The organism is Burkholderia sp. JKS000303, from assembly GCF_002563755.1.
Lineage (GTDB): Bacteria > Pseudomonadota > Gammaproteobacteria > Burkholderiales > Burkholderiaceae > Burkholderia > Burkholderia anthina_B.
This window is the reverse complement of the sequence record NZ_PDBZ01000001.1, coordinates 839,390-858,854: the sequence shown is the minus strand read 5'-3', so window position 1 is coordinate 858,854 and position 19,465 is coordinate 839,390. Positions and strand designations below refer to the sequence as shown.

Here is a 19,465-nt window from a genome sequence, read left to right as displayed (position 1 = left end):
GCTTCCCGTAAAAAAAAGACCGGCGCATGCGCCGGTCTTTTTGCATTCAGACGATGGGTGCCGGTGTCAGGCCGCCAGCATTTCCTTCGCGTGCTTGCGCGTCGTCGCGGTGATTTCGAGGCCGCCGAGCATCCGCGCGACTTCCTCGACGCGGCTCGTCTTGTCGAGCGGGATGACCGACGACACGGTGCCGCCGCGGTCGTCGGCACCCTTCGCGACCTGGAAGTGATGGTCGCCGCGCGCGGCGACCTGCGGCAGGTGCGTCACGCACAGCACCTGGCGGTCGCGCCCGAGCTGGTGCAGCAGGCGCCCGACCACTTCGGCGACGCCGCCGCCGATCCCCGTGTCGACTTCGTCGAAAATCAGCGTCGGCGTCGGGCTGGCCGCGCTTGCGATCACCGCGAGCGCGAGGCTGATCCGCGCGAGTTCGCCGCCGGATGCGACTTTCCCGAGCGGCCGCAGCGGCACGCCGGGGTGCCCGGCGACGCGGAATTCGACCTGCTCGAGCCCGTGCGGGCCGCCGTCGGCGAGCGGGACGAGCGAGACTTCGAAGCTGCCGCCCGCCATCGACAATTCCTGCATGCCGGCCGTGACCGCCGTGCCGAGCGCCTTGGCTGCATGCGTGCGCGCTTTCGACAGTTGCCTTGCGTCGTCGAGATAGGCTTCCCTGGCCTTGGCCTGCGCGGCTTCGAGCGCGCCGAGATCGGCCGCCGCGTCGAGCGCGGCGAGTTGCGATCGGCGTGCCGCGTGTTCCTCGTGCAGCGTGTCGGGCGGCAGGCGGAACTTGCGGGCGGTCGAGTGCAGCGCATCGAGGCGCGTTTCGACCTGCGCGAGCCGGGCCGGGTCGAGATCGAGGCGCTGCGCGTAGTGCGACAGCGAATAGACGGCTTCCTGCAGCTGGATCTCGGCCGGTTCGAGCGACGCGAGCGCATCGCCGAGCCCGGTATCGTAGTCGGCGAGGCTGCGCAGCTTCGACACGATCGCGCCGAGCTGCGGCAGCATCGCGTCGTCGGCTTCCGACAGCGCGTTGAGCGCGCCCTGCACGCCGGCGATCAGGTTCGCCGAATGCGACAGCCGCTTGTGCTCGCTGCCGACTTCGTCCCATTCGCCCGGTTGCGGCGCGAGCTTGTCAAGTTCGGCGAGCTGCCACGCGAGCTTTTCGCGTTCGAGCTGCAGTTCGCGCTCATGCGCCTTCGCCGCGTCGATCGCCTGCGTCGTGTCGCGCCAGACGCGCCACGCGCGGGCGACGTTCGCGGCATCGGCGACGAGCCCCGCGTGCGTGTCGAACAGTTCGCGCTGCGCGTCGGGGCGCATCAGCAACTGGTGCGCGTGCTGGCCGTGGATATCGACCAGCATCTCGCCGAGTTCGCGCAACTGCGCGAGCGTCGCGCTGGTGCCGTTGATGAACGCGCGCGAGCGGCCGTTCGCGTCGATCACGCGGCGCAGCATCACGGTGTCCTCGGCGTCGAACGCGTGTTCGTCGAGCCAGCGCGCGACGCGGTCGTGCGGCGTGAATTCGGCGGTGATGTCGGCGCGGCCGCAGCCGGCGCGCACGACGCTCGCGTCGGCGCGTTCGCCGAGTGCGAGCGCAAGGGCGTCGATCAGGATCGATTTCCCGGCGCCGGTTTCGCCGGAAAAGACGGTAAAGCCGCTGTCGAATTCGAGATCGAGCGCGGCGACGATGACGAAGTCGCGAATCGAGAGGTGGCGGAGCATGGTGTCGGGCGTGAGTGTGTCAGGACGCCTTGTCGTCTTCGTTCGATGCGTGTTCGTTCCAGTGCAGCTTCTTGCGCAGCGTCGCGTAGTAGCTGTAGCCGATCGGGTGCAGGAACGGCACCGTGTGCTTCGAGCGGCGCACCTCGATCGTGTCGTTCAGTTCGAGTGCGGTAAACGACTGCATGTCGAAGTTCACGTTGACGTCGCGGCCGCCGACGATCTGGATCGCGATCTTCGAATCGTCGGGCAGCACGATCGGCCGGTTCGACAGCGCGTGTGGCGCGATCGGTACGAGCACGATGCCTTGAAGCTGCGGATGCAGGATCGGGCCGGCCGACGACAGCGCGTAGGCGGTCGAGCCGGTCGGCGTCGCGACGATCAGGCCGTCCGAGCGCTGGTTGTACATGTACCGGCCGTCGACCGACGCGCGCAGCTCGACCATCCCGGAGAAGCCGCTGCGGTTGACGACGACGTCGTTGAACGCGATCGCGTGGTAGATCGGTTCGCCGTTGCGCATGATCCGCGCCTCGAGCAGCGAGCGCTCCTCGCGCTCGAACTTGCCCGACAGGATCACCGGGACGAGCGCCTGCATGTCGGCAGCCGCGATGTCCGTGATGAAGCCGAGCCGCCCGTGGTTGATCCCGATCAACGGCGTCTTGTACGGCGCGAGCTGGCGGCCGATGCCGAGCATCGTGCCGTCGCCGCCCAGCACGACCGCCACGTCGGCGCGCGCCCCGATTTCGGCCGGGGTGAGCGCCGGATAGCCGGAGATGCCGATTTCGCGCGCGGTTTCGCCTTCGAAGACGACTTCGAAGCCCAGCTTCGCGATGCAGCCAGCCAGCGTGGCGAGCGGCTCGGCGATGCCGGGCGTGTTGCTCCGGCCGACGAGCGCGACGGTGTTGAACTGATTACCGGTTTTCATGCCGGCATTACACCATAGCTCGTTGACGAAAAGAACCGGCTGTGCGCCGGCGGGGCCGGATCGGGCCAGCCCGCTCGACGCAGGCCGCGGCCACTCGCCGTGGTCGCGCGGTTGCGCTAAAATTTTCCACCATGCTAGATCCTCGCGCACGAACCCTCCTGAAAACCCTGATCGAACGGTATATCGCCGACGGTCAGCCGGTCGGCTCGCGCACGTTGTCCCGTTACTCGGGGCTCGAGTTGAGCCCGGCAACGATTCGCAACGTGATGTCCGACCTGGAGGAGCTCGGCCTCGTGTCGAGCCCGCACACGTCGGCCGGCCGCATCCCGACGCCACGCGGTTACCGGCTGTTCGTCGACACGATGCTGACGGTCGAGGCGCCGATCGACGCCGAGGCCGTGGCGCGCCAGGTGCAGAACACACTGCAGGCCGGCGAGCCGCAGCAGCGGGTGGTGGCGGCCGCGGCGAGCGTGCTGTCGAACCTGTCGCAGTTCGCGGGTGTCGTGCTGACACCGCGCCGCAGCCACGTGTTCAAGCAGATCGAGTTCATGCGCCTGTCGGACAAGCGCATCCTGCTGATCATCGTCACCCCCGAGGGCGACGTGCAGAACCGGATGCTCGCGACGCCGCGCGATTATTCGCCGTCGCAGCTCACCGAGGCGTCGAACTACATCAACGCGCACTTTGCCGGCCTGTCGTTCGACGAGGTGCGCCGCCGCCTGCGCGACGAGATCGACCAGCTGCGCGGCGACATGACCACGCTGATGCATGCGGCCGTGACGGCCAGCACCGAGGTGCCCGATACCGAGGACACCGTGCTCATTTCCGGCGAGCGCAACCTGCTCGAAGTGGCGGACCTGTCGTCCGACATGGCGCGGCTGCGCAAGCTGTTTGACGTGTTCGACCAAAAGACGGGCCTCCTGCAACTGCTCGACGTGTCGAGCCACGCTCAGGGCGTGCAGATCTTCATCGGCGGCGAATCGACGCTCGTGCCGATCGAGGAAATGAGCGTCGTCACCGCGCCTTACGAGGTGAACGGCCAGATCGTCGGCACGCTCGGCGTGATCGGGCCGACCCGGATGGCGTACAACCGCGTGATCCCGATCGTCGACATCACCGCGCGCCTGCTGTCGCTCACGCTGAGCCAGCAGTAACCGGCGCCGATCCCGTCCCGCCATCGTGCCGGGGCGCCGTGCGCGCCGCCAGTCGGCCGAACGGCCAGCCGACCGGGGCGAGACGGCCCGCTATAATTGAGGGCCGTCCGACTGCGTGCCCCGAGCACGTTCCTGCCCATGCGTTTCGATCTTGAGCCGCCTTCGAATGCCGCGGCCGCCCATCGCATCGGCGTGCTGCTGATCAACCTCGGCACGCCCGACGCCCCGACGCCGCGCGCGGTGCGGCGCTACCTGGCCGAATTCCTGTCGGACCCGCGGGTCGTCGAGATCCCGCAGGCCGTCTGGCAGGTGCTGCTGCGCACGCTGATCCTGCCGCTGCGCGGTCGCGCGTCCGCGAAGAAATACGCGGCCGTCTGGATGCCCGAAGGCTCGCCGCTGCGCGTGTACACCGAGCGCCAGACCGAAGGCGTACGGCATTTGCTGGCGTCGAACGGCTACCAGGTGAAGGTCGACTACGCGATGCGCTACGGCAGCCCGAACATTGCGCAGGCGCTCGCGCAGTTCAAGCGCGCGGGCGTCGAGCGCGTGCTGCTGATGCCGATGTATCCGCAATACTCCGCGTCCACCACCGCGACGGCGTTCGATGCCGCGTTCGTGGCGCTCGCGCGGATGCGCAACCAGCCGGAAGTGCGCACGGTGCGGCACTACGCCGACCATCCGGCCTATATCCACGCACTGGCCGAGCAGGTGCGCCAGTATTGGGCGCAGCACGGCCGGCCCGACTTCGCGGCCGGCGACAAGCTCGTGCTGAGCTTTCACGGCGTGCCCAAGCGCACGCTCGACCTCGGCGACCCCTATCACGACCAGTGCCAGCAGACGGGCGCGCTGCTGATGGCCGCGCTCGGACTGTCGACGCTCGAATGCCGAGTGACCTTCCAGTCGCGCTTCGGCAAGGCCGAATGGCTGCAGCCGTACACGGCGCCGACGTTGCGCGAGCTTGGCGAGGCCGGCGTGCGGCGGGTCGATGTGTTCTGCCCCGGTTTTACGGCCGATTGCCTGGAGACGATCGAGGAGATCGGGATGGAAGTGCGCGACGAGTTCATCGCGGGCGGTGGCCAGGCGTTTCACCGGATTCCGTGCCTGAACGGTGCGCCCGCGTGGATCGGCGCGGTCGGCGAGATCGTCGCCGAGAATCTGCAGGGCTGGCCCGTGAAGGCGGCGCAACCCGAAGCGGTGAACTGAAATGATGGCCCGGCCGCGGCTCGCACGGCGTTTGCTACGCCGTGGGCGGGCGGCCCGGCGGAGGCTGACATGAATTACAGGATTTCGACGGAACCCGGCGCGAAGCTGCGCATCGACAAATGGCTATGGTCGGCCCGCTTCTTCAAGACCCGTTCGCTCGCGTCCGACGCGGTCGACAAGGGGCACGTGAAGATCGGCGGGGCGGCGGTGAAGCCGGCGAAGGAAGTGCGCGTGGGCGACGAGGTCGAGATTGCGATCGACGGTGTCGTCTGGCACATTGCCGTGCGCGGCATCTGCGACGTGCGCGGGCCGGCCAGCGTCGCGCAGACGCTTTACGAGGAAACGGAAGCGGGGCGCACGGCGCGGCTCGCCGAGCTCGAACGGCGCCGCACGTATCGGGAGCCTGCGGCGGAGCTGCACGGCCGCCCGACCAAGCGCGACCGGCGCATCATCGACAGATTTTCTGGTGAGCGCTGAACATGTGATCGAACGTCGCCAGCGCACTTCCGTACTCGGTCGTGCGGTCGGTGACGGCTCCGGACAGGCAAATGGTGGTGGTGCCGGCAATCAGTACCAGCGCGACCACCGATATGGCAAAGGTCAGTTTCACGGTACTCGCCTCGAGAAGACAGTGACTGCGGCGCCAGGTGGATGTCAGGCGGCGGTCAGCTAGGGTAAACGCGCTTTTTCCGACGCGTGAGTGCAGTGTAGTGCAGCCCTCGGTGCCCAGCCAGTACTTGCCAGGTAAGGGTTGTTACAGGCCGTTTCGTCCGATTTGGCGGCAAATACGTGCAATCTGGCGTCTTGTCGCGAGGTTGTTTCGCGGTGGTGGCGAATGCCCGCGAATAACCCTCTTGAAATCGCAGTTTTCGCCCCTATCTGCACCGGCAATGTGCGGTGCCGTCGGCATACGATCCGGCGGTTGCCGATTTGGCTTCAACCTCTAATCGACTTTCAGCGACATGGAAAACACGCAAGAGAACCCGGCTACCCAATCGGCCGAAGACATCGGCAGCGAGAAGCAGGCGGCGCAAGGCGCTGCACCCGCCGCCGAAGCAGCCGACGCGGCGCTCGCGGAGGCTCAAGCCAAGGTCGCCGAGCTGCAGGAGAGCTTCCTGCGCGCGAAGGCCGAGACCGAGAACGTCCGCCGCCGCGCGCAGGACGACGTCTCGAAGGCGCACAAGTTTGCGATCGAGAGCTTCGCCGAGCACCTGCTGCCCGTGCTGGACAGCCTCGAAGCAGCGGTCAGCGACACGTCCGGCGACATCGCGAAGGTGCGCGAAGGCGTCGAACTGACGCTGCGCCAGCTGACGAACGCGCTCGAGAAGGGCCGTGTCGTCGCGATCAACCCGGTCGGCGAGAAGTTCGATCCGCACCAGCACCAGGCCATTTCGATGGTGCCGGCCGAGCAGGAGCCGAACACCGTCGTCACCGTGCTGCAAAAGGGTTACACGATCGCCGACCGCGTGCTGCGCCCGGCGCTCGTCACGGTCGCCCAGCCGAAGTAAGGCTGGCGCGATGGTTCCCGCCGGCGTCGATCCGGCCGCGTTCGAAGCGTTCGACATGCAGGCGCTGACCGCCGATACGTTCGACGCAGCGATCGCCGGTGCGGGCAACGCCCCGCAGGAAGTCCCCTTGGGGGATGGGCTCGCCGTGGTGTTCTTCTGGGGCGTCGACTGCTTCAACTGCGAGATCGCGAAGAAGGCGATGCTCGCGCAGTCCGATGCGATCCGCGCGCTGGACCTGAAGTGGTTCCATTGCAACGTGTACGAACACCATGAGCTGGGGCGCCGCTTCGGCCTGCACGGCGTGCCGACGTGGTTCTTCTTTCACCGCGGCAAGCGGCTCGGGCGCGCGACCGGCTGGCATGGCCTCGCGCAGTTCCAGGCCGCGGTGGCGGCGGCGCGCGCGAAGGTTGCCGCGGCGGCCGGCGCGCCGCTCGATCCGGCTGCCGGCGGCGATTGAAAAAATTTAATACCCGCATCGCTTGCCGGGTCTTGAAAACGGATCGGCCGGACGCATTTCGGGAACAGAGTTGAATTCTGGCGCGCGAAACTGCCCAAAAAAGTGGCGTTTCGCGCAGCAAACAAGCATTTCTGGAGATTAGGAAAAAATGGGAAAGATCATCGGTATTGACCTCGGCACCACGAACTCGTGCGTCGCCATCATGGAAGGCAACCAGGTCAAGGTCATCGAAAACTCGGAAGGCACGCGCACGACGCCGTCGATCATCGCGTACATGGACGACAACGAAGTGCTCGTCGGCGCGCCGGCCAAGCGTCAGTCGGTGACCAACCCGAAGAACACGCTGTTCGCGGTGAAGCGCCTGATCGGCCGCCGCTTCGAAGAGAAGGAAGTCCAGAAGGACATCGGCCTGATGCCGTACGCGATCGTCAAGGCTGACAACGGCGACGCATGGGTCGAAGCGCACGGCGAGAAGCTCGCACCGCCGCAGGTGTCGGCTGAAGTGCTGCGCAAGATGAAGAAGACGGCCGAAGACTACCTCGGCGAGCCGGTCACGGAAGCCGTGATCACGGTGCCGGCGTACTTCAACGACAGCCAGCGTCAGGCCACCAAGGACGCCGGCCGCATCGCGGGCCTCGAAGTCAAGCGGATCATCAACGAGCCGACCGCAGCCGCGCTTGCGTTCGGCCTCGACAAGGTCGAGAAGGGCGACCGCAAGATCGCCGTGTATGACCTCGGCGGCGGCACCTTCGACGTGTCGATCATCGAGATCGCGGACGTCGACGGCGAAATGCAGTTCGAAGTGCTGTCGACCAACGGCGACACGTTCCTCGGTGGCGAAGACTTCGACCAGCGCATCATCGATTACATCATCGGCGAGTTCAAGAAGGAGCAGGGCGTCGACCTGTCGAAGGACGTGCTCGCGCTGCAGCGCCTGAAGGAAGCCGCTGAAAAGGCGAAGATCGAGCTGTCGTCGAGCCAGCAGACCGAAATCAACCTGCCGTACATCACGGCAGATGCGTCGGGCCCGAAGCACTTGAACCTGAAGATCACCCGCGCGAAGCTGGAAGCGCTGGTCGAGGATCTGGTCGAGCGCACGATCGAACCGTGCCGCATCGCGATCAAGGACGCCGGCGTCAAGGTGTCGGACATCGACGACGTGATTCTGGTCGGTGGCCAGACCCGCATGCCGAAGGTCCTGGAGAAGGTGAAGGAGTTCTTCGGCAAGGATCCGCGCCGTGACGTGAACCCGGACGAAGCCGTCGCAGTCGGCGCGGCGATCCAGGGCCAGGTGCTGTCGGGCGACCGCAAGGACGTGCTGCTGCTCGACGTGACCCCGCTGTCGCTCGGCATCGAGACGCTCGGCGGCGTGATGACGAAGATGATCAACAAGAACACGACGATCCCGACGAAGCACGCACAGGTGTATTCGACGGCGGACGACAACCAGTCGGCCGTGACGATCAAGGTGTTCCAGGGCGAACGCGAAATGGCAGCGGGCAACAAGCTGCTGGGCGAGTTCAACCTCGAAGGCATCCCGCCGTCGCCGCGCGGCGTGCCGCAGATCGAAGTGACCTTCGACATCGACGCGAACGGCATCCTGCACGTCGGCGCGAAGGACAAGGCGACCGGCAAGGAAAACAAGATCACGATCAAGGCGAACTCGGGCCTGTCCGACGCTGAAATCGACCAGATGATCAAGGACGCGGAAGCGAACGCAGCGGAAGACCACAAGCTGCGCGAGCTGGCCGATTCGCGCAACCAGGGCGACGCGCTGGTCCACAGCACGAAGAAGGCGCTCACCGAGTACGGTGACAAGCTGGACGCGGGCGAGAAGGAAAAGATCGAAGCGTCGCTGAAGTCGCTCGAGGAAGTCCTGAAGGACACGTCGGCCGACAAGGCGGCGATCGACGCGAAGGTCGAGGAACTCGGTCAGGCTTCGCAGAAGCTCGGCGAAAAGATGTACGCCGACATGCAGGCACAGCAGGCTGGTGCGGCCGGCGCGGCAGGTGCAGCGGAAGGCGCGGCCCAGGGCGGTGCGCAGCAGGCTGCCGACGACGTCGTCGACGCCGAGTTCAAGGAAGTGAAGAAGGACTAAGCCGGGTTGCGATGGCACCGCACGCCGCGCGCGAGACGCGCGCGGCGCGGCTGAACAGCGGTCTGTCTTTCCTTCCGGATGGCCGGATCGACTCCACGCCTGGCGGGCTTCGCGGCCCTCCGGGCACATTTGTTTTTTGGCGGGTGCTGCGCGAGCCGTCCGCGGACGGCGCAGCGCCAGACGAGTCGAGAGACTTTACTGCGGGCGAAAGGAGCCGCCGCGTGCGTGACGCGCGACGGCACAGTGAATCGATATGGCGAAACGGGATTACTACGAGGTTCTGGGCGTCGCAAAGAATGCGAGCGACGACGAAATCAAGAAGGCATATCGCAAGCTTGCGATGAAGTACCACCCTGACCGCAATCCGGACAGCAAGGATGCGGAAGAGCATTTCAAGGAAGTGAAGGAAGCCTACGAAATGCTGTCGGACGACCAGAAGCGCGCGGCGTACGATCAGTACGGCCACGCGGGCGTCGATCCGAACATGGGCGGTGCAGGCGGGCAAGGCTTCGGCGGCTTCGCGGATGCGTTCGGCGACATCTTCGGCGACATCTTCGGCCAGGCTGCAGGCGGCGCCGCGCGCGGCGGCCGTGGCGGCCCGCAGGTGTATCGCGGTGCCGACCTGCGCTACAGCATGGAGATCACGCTCGAGCAGGCCGCACACGGCTACGACACGCAGATCCGCGTGCCGAGCTGGGTGTCGTGCGAAGTCTGTCACGGGTCGGGCGCGAAGCCCGGCACGAAGCCCGAAACCTGCCCGACCTGTCACGGTCAGGGCACGGTGCGCATGTCGCAGGGCTTCTTCAGCATCCAGCAGACCTGCCCGAAATGCCACGGCACCGGCACCTACATCCCTGAACCATGCGCGCATTGCCACGGCTCGGGCAAGGTGAAGGAAACCAAGACGCTCGAAGTGAAGATCCCCGCCGGCATCGACGACGGGATGCGGATCCGCTCGGCCGGCAACGGCGAGCCGGGCATCAACGGCGGGCCGCCGGGCGACCTGTACGTCGAGATCCATATCAAGCCGCACTCGGTGTTCGAGCGCGACGGCGACGATCTGCACTGCCAGATGCCGATCCCGTTCACGACCGCCGCACTCGGTGGCGAGATCGAGGTGCCGACGCTGGCCGGCCGTGCGTCGTTCCCGGTGCCGGAAGGCACGCAGTCGGGCAAGACGTTCCGTCTGCGCGGCAAGGGTATCAAGGGTCTGCGTTCGAGCATCGCGGGCGATCTGTACGTGCACGTGCAGGTCGAGACGCCCGTGAAGCTGACCGACCAGCAGCGCGATCTGCTCAAGCAGTTCGAGAAGTCGCTGGCCGAGGGCGGTGCGCGTCACAGCCCGCAGAGCAAGAGCTGGTTCGACCGCGTGAAGAGTTTCTTCGAGTAACGGCATGACTGAAGGCAACGAGAGCGCGTCGTTCGCGCTCTTGGACGATTGCGACTCGACCGCGTCCGCGCGGTCGAGTCGTTTGTATTCGGGTTTCGTGCGCGAACGCGTGTGCACGGATCCCGCGCGGCTCGACGAACTCGATGCGGCGGTTGCGCAGGATTTGCGCGACGGGCTGCATGCGGTCGTCGTCGGCGATTACGAATTCGGACGTAATCTGGAAAGAGCGCAGCCGGGCGATGCCCCGCTGCGCTTTTTGCTGTATGCGCGCTGCGAGCGCCTGTCGCGCGACGAGGTCGACGCATGGCTCGCGCAGCAGGACGGCGGCGGCGCACCGTCGATCGCGGGCGTCGCGCATGTCGCGAAGAGCGTGTCGCGCGACGCGTTCGACGCCGCGATCGCCGCGGTGCACGACGCGCTGCGCGCGGGCGACTCGTACCAGATCAATTACACGTACCGGCTGAATTTCGACATGTTCGGCACGCCGCCCGCGCTGTACCGGCGGCTGCGCGCGCGCCAGCCCGTGCGCTACGGTGCGCTGATCGCGCTGCCCGACGGCGCGTGGGTCGTGTCGTGCTCGCCGGAGCTGTTCGTCGAGAAGCGCGGCGACGTGCTGCGCGCACGGCCGATGAAGGGCACCGCGCCGCGTTCGGCCGATCCGCGCGAGGATGCGGCGGCCGCTGCGTTCCTCGCGAGCGATCCGAAGAACCGCGCGGAAAACGTGATGATCGTCGACCTGCTGCGCAACGACGTGTCGCGGATTGCGCGCACGGGCACGGTCAAGGTGCCGGCGCTGTTCTCGGTCGAGCCGTATGCATCGGTGTGGCAGATGACGTCGACGGTCGAGGCCGGCTGGCGCGACGGGACGACGTTCGCGCAGATGCTGCGCGCGCTGTTCCCGTGCGGATCGATCACCGGTGCGCCGAAGCACAAGACGATGGAACTGATCGATGCGATCGAGTCGACACCGCGCGGGCTCTATACGGGCGCGATCGGCTGGCTCGACGCGTTGCACGGCGGCGCGGCCGGCTGCGGCGATTTCTGCCTGTCGGTGGCGATCCGGACGTTGACGCTCGATCCGGCCGGCTACGACACGGGCCGCACGGCCACTGTCAACGCAGGCCGGCGACGCGGCAGGATGGGCGTCGGCGCGGGCATCGTGCTCGACAGTGTCGCGGCCGACGAATATGCGGAGTGCGAATTGAAGGCACGCTTCCTGACCGATGCCGATCCCGGCTTCCAGCTGTTCGAAACGACCGCCGCGACGCGCGCGGACGGCATCCGTCATCTCGAACGTCATCTCGCGCGGCTGCAACGCAGCGCGGACGCGTTCGGCTTCCGCGTCGACACCGATGCGCTGCGCCGCGAGATCGACGCACGCTGCGCGGCGCTCGACGGCGATGGCCCGTACCGGATGAAGCTCGCGCTCGCGAAGGACGGCACGGTCGAGATCATCGCCGCGCCGCTGAAGCCGCTGCCCGCGGGGCCGGTCGGCGTGATGCTCGCGTCGGCTCACGGCTTCGCGCCGACCTGCGCCGGCGACGCGCTGCTGCTGCACAAGACGACGCGCCGCGCCGAATACGATCGCGCGTGGCAGGCGGCCGAAGCGCTCGGCGGGTTCGACATGCTGTTCGTCAACGAGCGCGGCGAGCTGACCGAAGGCGGGCGCTCGAATGTGTTCGCGAAGCTTGGCGGTGTGTGGGTGACACCGCCGTTGTCATGCGGTGTGTTGCCGGGCGTGATGCGTGGCGTGCTGCTCGACGATCCGGCAGTAGGCGCACAAGAGCGTGTGCTGACGCTCGACGATGTGCTGAACGCGGATGAGTTGATGATCTGCAATGCGTTGCGCGGGCCGATGGCAGCGCGGCTGATTCACGGCTGCACACCGGCCTGAACGCGGATTACTTCCGCGGCGTACATTGCCAGCTTTGTACGATGGCGTGCCCGCGTCGGTAGCGGGCGACGCAAGTCTGTGCCTGTTTGCCCAGTGGCCGTGCGATCACGACGCTCGTATTGCCGTAGTCACACGAGACCCAGTAGTCTTCATGGTTTTCGGCGAGCGACCAGGTATAAATATCGCTTTTGGATTCGGAGCGCGAGCGGTTCGGCCGCAACGACATCATCCGGTCCGGCGGCCCTGACCAGAAGGTGACGCTGGCAAGCGGATAGGTGCTTTGCGTATCGAAGTTTTTCCAGCCATCGGGCGGTTGACCGTCGAGCTGCTGGGTAACGGCGAGGCGTGCGGGGCAATCTGCTGTCGCAGCGGACGCGGGTAATGTGACGAGCGAACTGTATGCGAGTGCGGCGATGGCGAGCAGTCGATACGGTGTTTGGCGGATGAACATCGTCATTTCACGACTGAAAATGCATCGGCGTTATTGCTTGGCCTTGAGTGAGCGCCACTGTTCGGAAACCGGACGAGTTAGAAAGTACGTGTTGTCCGGCAATGCGGTACGAGAAACGGCGTACCGCGTTGCCGGCCGCGTCAGCGAGTGTGCCGCAGCGATCGACGGCAGCGCGTCACGGCGCTGCCGGTCCGATCAGAACGAGTGTTCCGGGCCGGGGAACGACCCATCCTTCACCGCACCCACGTAAGCTTCGACAGCCGCCTGGATGTTCGGCTGGCCCTGCATGAAGTCCTTCACGAAGCGCGGACGCTTGCCGGGGAAGATGCCGAGCATGTCGTGCAGCACCAGCACCTGGCCCGAGCAATCGAGGCCCGCGCCGATGCCGATCGTCGGAATCTTCAGCATGTGCGTGACTTCGGATGCGACCAGCGTCGGCACCGCTTCGAGCACGACGAGCTGCGCGCCCGCATCCTCGATCGCGCGCGCATCGTGCAGCAGCTGCGCGGCGCCGGCTTCCGTGCGGCCCTGAACCTTGAAGCCGCCGAACGCATGCACCGACTGCGGCGTGAGGCCGACGTGCGCGCACACCGGCACCGAGCGTTCGACGAGGAAGCGGATCGTGTCGGCGAGCCATGCACCGCCTTCGAGCTTGATCATCTGCGCGCCGGCACGCATCAGCGCGACCGAGTTCGCGAACGCTTCGGCGGGCGTGCCGTACGTGCCGAACGGCAGGTCGGCGACGACGAGCGCGCGCGGCTGCGCACGTGCGACGCACGCGGTGTGGTACGCGATGTCTTCGAGCGACACCGGCAGCGTCGTCGTATGGCCTTGCAGCACGTTGCCGAGCGAATCGCCGATCAGCAGCACGTCGGTGCCCGCACGGTCGAGCAGCGCGGCAAAGCTCGCGTCGTAGCAGGTGAGCATCGCGATCTTCTCGCCGGCCTCGCGCATTGCCTGCAGTTTGGGCACCGTCACGGCAGGCCGGCTCGACTCCTGGAGATAGGTCATGGGAAATCCGGTTCGATAGGTGAAAAACGACAGGCGAGGACGCGTCAGCGCGTCGTCTCGCCCTTGACGAAGAATTCCTTGCGGCCGCGCATCGTGTCGATGCGCTCGATCAGCAGCGCGAGGTCTTCGGGGGAATCCAGCGGGTTCAGGTGTTCGGCTGCGACCGTCAGCACCGGCGTGCGGTCGTAGTGATAGAAGAATTCGTTATACGCGTCGACGAGCGAGCGCAGGTATGCATCGCTGATCTGCAGCTCCATCGGCAGCCCGCGCTTCTGGATGCGCGAGAACAGCACTTCGGGGCTCGCCTGCAGGTAGACGACGAGATCGGGCGCGGGGGCCTGCGGCACGTCGACGTGCGTCGCGATCGACCGGTACAGCTGCCATTCGTCTTCCGGCAGGTTCAGGCGCGCGAAGATGTCGTTCTTCTGCGGCATGAAGTCGGCGATGACGGGGCGGCCCGTTTCGAGCGCACCGATCAGCTCGCGCGCCTGCTGCGCGCGCTGCAGCGCGAACGACAGTTGCACGGGCAGCGCGTAGCGCGCGGTGTCGCGATAGAAGCGCTCGAGGAACGGGTTGTCCTGCGGGCGTTCGAGCAGCGTCTGCATCGACCAGCGCTCGGCCAGCAGGCGCGCGAGCGTCGTCTTGCCGACGCCGATCGGGCCTTCGATCACGAGGTAGCGGTGCGGGGCGCGCAGGTCGGGCGCGGTGACGGTCAGCGGAGTCGGGTTCATCGGCAGGGGTTCTTGTCGGCGTCTGCGCCGGCGGCAAGGGCCTTCTGCATCAGGCATTGACAGGTCTGCACCTTCTCGACGCGCTGGTCCGCGACGGCAGCGAGATACGCATCGGCGCGGCCGCGCGCGGGGATGTCGAGCGCCGGCTCGATCTCGACGAGCGGCACGAGTGCAAAGGCGCGATCGGTGAGGCGCGGGTGCGGGACGATCAGATCGGGTTCGTCGATCGAATCGGCGCCGAACAGCAGGATGTCGAGGTCCAGCGTGCGCGGCGCGTTGCGATACGGGCGCTCGCGCCCGAAGTGATGCTCGATCTTCTGGCAGAGCGCGAGCAGCTCCCGGGCCGACAGCGTCGTGTCGAGCTTGACGACGCAGTTGTAGTAATCGTCGCCGCCCGCTTCGAAGGGCGCCGTGCGATACAGGCTCGATTTGCCGAGGATCGAGATGGTGCGCTGCTGCGCAAGGCACACCACCGCGTCCTTCAGGGTCTGGCGCGCATCGCCGAGATTCGCCCCCAGTCCGATATATGCAACCGTCATGGCATCACTTCCTACGTCGTTCGCCGGCGAGCGCGTCAGTCGTCGGAACCGCCTGCGGTGTCCGGCGCCTGCTCGGCTGCGCCTTCGCCCTGCTGGCGGTTTCGCGCGCCGCCGCGGCGGCGCCGCTTGCGGGGCGATTTTTCCTTCGAGCCGCCCTGCGTGAGGAGTGCCTCGCGCGCGGCTGCGTCGCCTTCGATGAAATCCGTCCACCACTGTCCGACGTCGGCTTCGAGCTCGCCGGATTCGCAGCGTAACAGGAGGAAATCATACCCCGCTCTAAACCTTTGGTGTTCCAGCAGCCGCATCGCGCTGCGGCCCGAGCGTTTTTCGAGGCGCAACTGCAGGCCCCAGATCTCGCGCATGTCGGCCGAGTAGCGCTTGTGGATCGCGAGCTTCTCGGTCTGCATGTCGAGCACGTCGTCCATCGCGCGATGGAGCGCCGGCACCGGGATTTCGCCTTCGGCCGTGTATTGCTCGAAGCGCTGGCGCATGTCGTGCCACAGCAGCGTCGCGAACAGGAAGCCCGGCGACACCGGCTTGCCGGCGCGCACGCGCGCGTCGGTGTTGTTCAGCGCGAGTGTGATGAACTTCTCGCCCTGCGGCTGTTCGAGCACGACGTCGAGCAGCGGCAGCAGCCCGTGGTGCAGGCCTTCCTTGCGCAACCGCGTCAGGCACGCGAGCGCGTGGCCCGACAGCAGCAGCTTCAGCATTTCGTCGAACAGACGCGCGGCCGGCACGTTGTTGATCAGGTCGGCGAGCGCGTGGATCGGCTCGCGCGTGTGTGGCTCGATCTCGAAGCCGAGCTTCGCCGCGAAGCGCACGACGCGCAGCATGCGCACCGGATCCTCGCGGAAGCGCGTGGCCGGATCGCCGATCATCCGCAGCAGACGGGCGCGCATGTCGGCCATCCCGTCGTGGTAGTCGAGCACCGTCTGCGTCGACGGGTCGTAGTACATCGCGTTGATCGTGAAGTCGCGGCGTGCAGCGTCTTCGTGCTGTTCGCCCCAGACGTTGTCGCGCAGCACGCGGCCGCTCGCGTCCACCGCATGCGTGCGGCGGTCGAGCTCGTCGCGCTTGAGCCGCTTCGGCGGCTCGCTCGCGGCCGCCTCGGGCGGCGCGTCGACCAGCGCGCGGAACGTCGACACTTCGATCAGCTCCTGGCCGAACTGCACGTGGACGATCTGGAAGCGGCGGCCGATCAGGCGTGCGCGGCGGAACAGGCGCTGCACCTCGGTCGGCGTCGCGTCGGTCGCGACGTCGAAATCCTTCGGTGCGATGCCGAACAGCAGGTCGCGGACGGCGCCGCCGACGATGAAGGCACGAAAGCCCGCCTGTTGCAGCGTGTCGGTCACGCGTACGGCGTTCTTCGAGATCAGCGATGGGTCGATGCCGTGCACGCTGGCCGGCACGACGGTCGGTTCGTGATTGCTGCGCGGTTTTTTCGCGGCGCCGCCGCGATTACCTTTTGCGGGGCGTGCAGCGGGCGCCGTTTCTTCGGCGGGGGCCTCGGCGGGCGACGTTTGTTCGGTGCCGTCCTGGCCGAGCAGCTTGCGGATGAATTTTTTGATCACGACGTTCAGAAGAGATCGAGGATGCGCCAGCCGCGGTCGCTTGCATGCGCACGCAGCGTGTCGTCGGGGTTGGTCGCGATCGGGTCGGTGACTTTCTCGAGCAACGGGATGTCGTTGTGCGAGTCGCTGTAGAAGTAGCTGTGTTCGAAGTCGCTCCAGTGCTTGCCGAGCGACGCGAGCCACGCTTCGGTGCGCACGATCTTGCCTTCGCGGTAGCTCGGCGTGCCGGTGGGCCGGCCCGTGTACGGCGAATCGGGATGCCCGTCGGTCGTTTCGACCTCGCATGCGATCAGCGTGTCGACGCCGAAGGCGGTGGCGATCGGACGCGTGATGAATTCGTTGGTCGCGGTCACGACGCAACAGAGATCGCCGGCGTCGAGGTGCTTGCGCACGAGCTCAAGCGCGGCGGGCGTCATTGCGGGCCGGATCACTTCATGCATGTACTGCTCGTGCCATTGCGCGAGCTGCGCGCGCGAATACTTCGCGAGCGGCGTGAGCATCGCGCACAGGTACGCATGGATGTCGAGCTGGCCGGCCTTGTAGTCGGCGAAGAACTGATCGTTCTGACGCGAAAAGCTTTCCGCGTCGACGATGCCGAGCTTCACCATGAAGCGACCCCATTCGTGGTCGCTATCGGTCGGGATCAGCGTGTGATCGAGGTCAAAGAGTGCCAGATTAGTCATGGAAGCGCATTTTACTCGAAGCGGTTCGGGCCTGTGCCCGGTGGTGCGATGTCGTCGCCGGGACGGGCCAGCATCCGGCGCAGCAGCGGCAGCGTGACGGCGCGTTTCTGCTCGAGCGAGAAGCGGTCGAGCGCGTCGAGCAGCGCCATCAGGCTTGGCATGTCGCGGCGGAAATGGGTGAGCAGATAGGCAGCGATGTCGTCGGTGAGCACGATTCCGCGCTCCTTCGCCGCGAGCTTGAGCACGGCGATCTTGCCGGCGTCCGACGGCGGCGACAGGTGGAACACGAGCCCCCAGCCCAGACGCGTGCGCAGATCCTCGCGCACGTCGAGCGCGAGCGGCGCAGCGGGGCCTGCCGCGACGAACGCGCTCGACGGGTGCGCGCGGACTTCGTTGAACAGGTTGAACAGCGCGACCTGCTGCGCGTCGCTCATCCGGTCGCAGTCGTCGATCGCGTAGATGCCGATGCGCGGGTCGAACGTGAACGCGCCGAGCGGGCTTTGCGGCGTCAGATAGCGCGCGTAGCCGTACGACGCATCGCTCACGAGCGCCTGCAGCAGGTGGGTGCGGCCGCTGCCGGGCTCGCCCCAGATGTAGAACGACCGATCCGGCACGGGCCCCGCCGCGAGCGCGAGGTCGAGCTTCTGGAGCCGCGAGATCAGCTCGTCGTTCTCTTCATTCATGATGAAGTTGTCGAACGTGGCGGGCGGCGGCGTGCCGAGATCGAGCGTCAGTTGACGGGACACAACAGTCACAATGCGGGTCGGTTGAAAAAACGCGTGCCGTACGCCGGGCACGCGCGCAGGGATGCCGTCCCGGTGTCAGCACGCGCGGCCGCACGCACCGCGGCACGCGCGTTTCGGCGCGGTTCGCGTAGCGAGGAAAACGGGGACGTGTTGACCAAGATGCAATCCCTGACGATTCGGTGCTGGGAATTCCGGCCAACGGGCCGGCTTCGGGTAAAATCGCATTTTACCGACCTTCTCGCATTCCCCCATGAATCCTCCGAAATCCGCTCCTGACGCTCAGGGTCTGTCCTACCGCGACGCAGGCGTCGACATCGACGCGGGCGACGCGCTCATCGACAAGATCAAGCCTTTTGCGAAGAAAACCCTGCGCGACGGCGTGCTCGGCGGCATCGGCGGGTTCGGCGCGCTGTTCGAAGTGCCGAAGAAGTACAAGGAGCCCGTGCTCGTGTCGGGCACCGACGGCGTCGGCACCAAGCTCAAGCTCGCCTTTCATCTGAACAAACACGACACCGTCGGCCAGGACCTGGTCGCGATGAGCGTGAACGACATCCTCGTGCAGGGTGCCGAGCCGCTGTTCTTCCTCGACTACTTCGCGTGCGGCAAGCTCGACGTCGACACGGCCGCAACGGTCGTCAAGGGCATCGCGCACGGCTGCGAACTGTCGGGCTGCGCGCTGATCGGCGGTGAAACGGCCGAAATGCCGGGCATGTACCCGGACGGCGAATACGACCTGGCCGGTTTCGCGGTCGGTGCGGTCGAGAAGAGCAAGATCATCGACGGCAGCACGATCGCCGAAGGCGACGTGGTGCTCGGCCTTGCATCGAGCGGCATCCACTCGAACGGCTTCTCGCTCGTGCGCAAGATCATCGAGCGCGCGAACCCGGATCTGTCCGCCGATTTCCACGGCCGCTCGCTGGCCGACACGCTGATGGCGCCCACGCGCATCTACGTGAAGCCGCTGCTCGCGCTGATGCAGAAGCTGTCGGTCAAGGGCATGGCACACATCACCGGCGGCGGCCTCGTCGAGAACATTCCGCGCGTGCTGCGCGAAGGCCTCACCGCCGAACTCGACCAGAACGCCTGGCCGCTGCCGCCGCTGTTCAAGTGGCTGCAGGAGCACGGCGGCGTCGCCGACGCGGAAATGCACCGTGTGTTCAACTGCGGGATCGGCATGGCCGTGATCGTCGCGGCGGCCGATGCCGACGCTGCGATCGCCGACCTGACGGCTGCCGGCGAACAGGTGTGGAAGATCGGCACCGTGCGTGCGAGCCGCGAAGGCGAGGCGCAGACGGTCGTGGTCTGACGCAACACGCAATGCATGCAGCAGGGAAAGCCGCCCGGAGTCGATCCGGGCGGCTTTTTTTTCGGGCGTCGCACCGGGGCGTGGC

At 66.6% G+C, this 19,465-nt stretch carries 19 protein-coding genes; 9 read left to right on the top strand and 10 right to left on the bottom strand.

The window, feature by feature from the left end; translation table 11 throughout:
• Positions 1–66 precede the first annotated feature (66 nt).
• Positions 67–1,716, bottom strand: coding sequence for a DNA repair protein RecN (gene recN / locus BX604_RS04115; RefSeq protein ID WP_098549694.1), 1,650 nt, complete (start codon positions 1,714–1,716; stop codon positions 67–69).
• Positions 1,717–1,735: 19 nt separating this feature from the next.
• The gene (locus BX604_RS04110) at positions 1,736–2,638 is read right to left on the bottom strand and encodes an NAD kinase (RefSeq protein WP_098549693.1); all 903 of its coding nucleotides are present in this window, start codon (positions 2,636–2,638) and stop codon (positions 1,736–1,738) included.
• A gap of 131 nt (positions 2,639–2,769) precedes the next feature.
• Here BX604_RS04110 and hrcA point away from each other — a divergent pair, with 131 nt between their 5' ends.
• From hrcA to BX604_RS04095, 3 genes are all read left to right on the top strand, one after another.
• A complete protein-coding gene (gene hrcA, locus BX604_RS04105) occupies positions 2,770–3,792 on the top strand; it encodes a heat-inducible transcriptional repressor HrcA (protein WP_027783618.1) in 1,023 nt (340 codons plus the stop codon).
• A gap of 138 nt (positions 3,793–3,930) precedes the next feature.
• Positions 3,931–4,995: a ferrochelatase gene (hemH, locus tag BX604_RS04100; protein WP_098549692.1), complete on the top strand. Its 1,065-nt coding sequence runs from the start codon at positions 3,931–3,933 to the stop codon at positions 4,993–4,995.
• A gap of 69 nt (positions 4,996–5,064) precedes the next feature.
• Positions 5,065–5,472 (top strand): RNA-binding S4 domain-containing protein, encoded by a 408-nt coding sequence (locus BX604_RS04095; protein ID WP_098549691.1) that lies wholly within the window; start codon positions 5,065–5,067, stop codon positions 5,470–5,472.
• On the opposite strand, the gene BX604_RS38890 is transcribed toward BX604_RS04095, so the two are convergent.
• Positions 5,444–5,605 (bottom strand): hypothetical protein, encoded by a 162-nt coding sequence (locus BX604_RS38890; RefSeq protein ID WP_172441904.1) that lies wholly within the window; start codon positions 5,603–5,605, stop codon positions 5,444–5,446. The genes BX604_RS04095 and BX604_RS38890 overlap by 29 nt on opposite strands.
• Before the next feature lie 352 nt (positions 5,606–5,957).
• Between BX604_RS38890 and grpE the strand changes: the two genes are divergently transcribed.
• From grpE to BX604_RS04065, 5 genes are all read left to right on the top strand, one after another.
• Positions 5,958–6,503, top strand: a complete 546-nt coding sequence (gene grpE, locus BX604_RS04085) for a nucleotide exchange factor GrpE (protein WP_098549690.1) — start codon at positions 5,958–5,960, stop codon at positions 6,501–6,503.
• A 10-nt stretch (positions 6,504–6,513) separates the two neighbouring features.
• The gene (locus tag BX604_RS04080; protein WP_098549689.1) at positions 6,514–6,960 is read left to right on the top strand and encodes a thioredoxin family protein; all 447 of its coding nucleotides are present in this window, start codon (positions 6,514–6,516) and stop codon (positions 6,958–6,960) included.
• 148 nt (positions 6,961–7,108) lie between these two features.
• Positions 7,109–9,058 (top strand): molecular chaperone DnaK, encoded by a 1,950-nt coding sequence (gene dnaK / locus BX604_RS04075; protein WP_098549688.1) that lies wholly within the window; start codon positions 7,109–7,111, stop codon positions 9,056–9,058.
• Positions 9,059–9,311: 253 nt separating this feature from the next.
• Positions 9,312–10,448 carry a molecular chaperone DnaJ gene (dnaJ, locus tag BX604_RS04070; protein WP_098549687.1) on the top strand — a complete coding sequence of 379 codons (1,137 nt, stop codon included), beginning with the start codon at positions 9,312–9,314 and terminating at the stop codon, positions 10,446–10,448.
• A gap of 4 nt (positions 10,449–10,452) precedes the next feature.
• Positions 10,453–12,342: a chorismate-binding protein gene (locus BX604_RS04065; protein WP_098549686.1), complete on the top strand. Its 1,890-nt coding sequence runs from the start codon at positions 10,453–10,455 to the stop codon at positions 12,340–12,342.
• Positions 12,343–12,349: 7 nt separating this feature from the next.
• On the opposite strand, the gene BX604_RS38255 is transcribed toward BX604_RS04065, so the two are convergent.
• From BX604_RS38255 to hda, 7 genes are all read right to left on the bottom strand, one after another.
• On the bottom strand, positions 12,350–12,799 hold the full coding sequence (locus tag BX604_RS38255; protein WP_143748003.1) for an STY0301 family protein: 450 nt from the start codon (positions 12,797–12,799) through the stop codon (positions 12,350–12,352).
• Between the two features lie 189 nt (positions 12,800–12,988).
• Positions 12,989–13,804, bottom strand: a complete 816-nt coding sequence (gene panB, locus BX604_RS04060; protein ID WP_098549685.1) for a 3-methyl-2-oxobutanoate hydroxymethyltransferase — start codon at positions 13,802–13,804, stop codon at positions 12,989–12,991.
• A 44-nt stretch (positions 13,805–13,848) separates the two neighbouring features.
• Positions 13,849–14,535 (bottom strand): deoxynucleoside kinase, encoded by a 687-nt coding sequence (locus tag BX604_RS04055; RefSeq protein WP_098549684.1) that lies wholly within the window; start codon positions 14,533–14,535, stop codon positions 13,849–13,851.
• Positions 14,532–15,074, bottom strand: a complete 543-nt coding sequence (folK, locus tag BX604_RS04050) for a 2-amino-4-hydroxy-6-hydroxymethyldihydropteridine diphosphokinase (RefSeq protein WP_098549683.1) — start codon at positions 15,072–15,074, stop codon at positions 14,532–14,534. Before folK ends, BX604_RS04055 begins: the two co-directional genes overlap by 4 nt.
• 35 nt (positions 15,075–15,109) lie before the next feature.
• Complete coding sequence (gene pcnB / locus BX604_RS04045) at positions 15,110–16,645, bottom strand: polynucleotide adenylyltransferase PcnB (protein WP_098549682.1); 1,536 nt, start codon at positions 16,643–16,645, stop codon at positions 15,110–15,112.
• A gap of 5 nt (positions 16,646–16,650) precedes the next feature.
• Complete coding sequence (locus BX604_RS04040; RefSeq protein ID WP_098549681.1) at positions 16,651–17,328, bottom strand: HAD family hydrolase; 678 nt, start codon at positions 17,326–17,328, stop codon at positions 16,651–16,653.
• A gap of 11 nt (positions 17,329–17,339) precedes the next feature.
• The gene (hda, locus tag BX604_RS04035) at positions 17,340–18,074 is read right to left on the bottom strand and encodes a DnaA regulatory inactivator Hda (protein ID WP_218926862.1); all 735 of its coding nucleotides are present in this window, start codon (positions 18,072–18,074) and stop codon (positions 17,340–17,342) included.
• Positions 18,075–18,324: 250 nt separating this feature from the next.
• Between hda and purM the strand changes: the two genes are divergently transcribed.
• Positions 18,325–19,380, top strand: coding sequence for a phosphoribosylformylglycinamidine cyclo-ligase (gene purM / locus BX604_RS04030; RefSeq protein WP_059451336.1), 1,056 nt, complete (start codon positions 18,325–18,327; stop codon positions 19,378–19,380).
• Positions 19,381–19,465 lie beyond the last annotated feature (85 nt).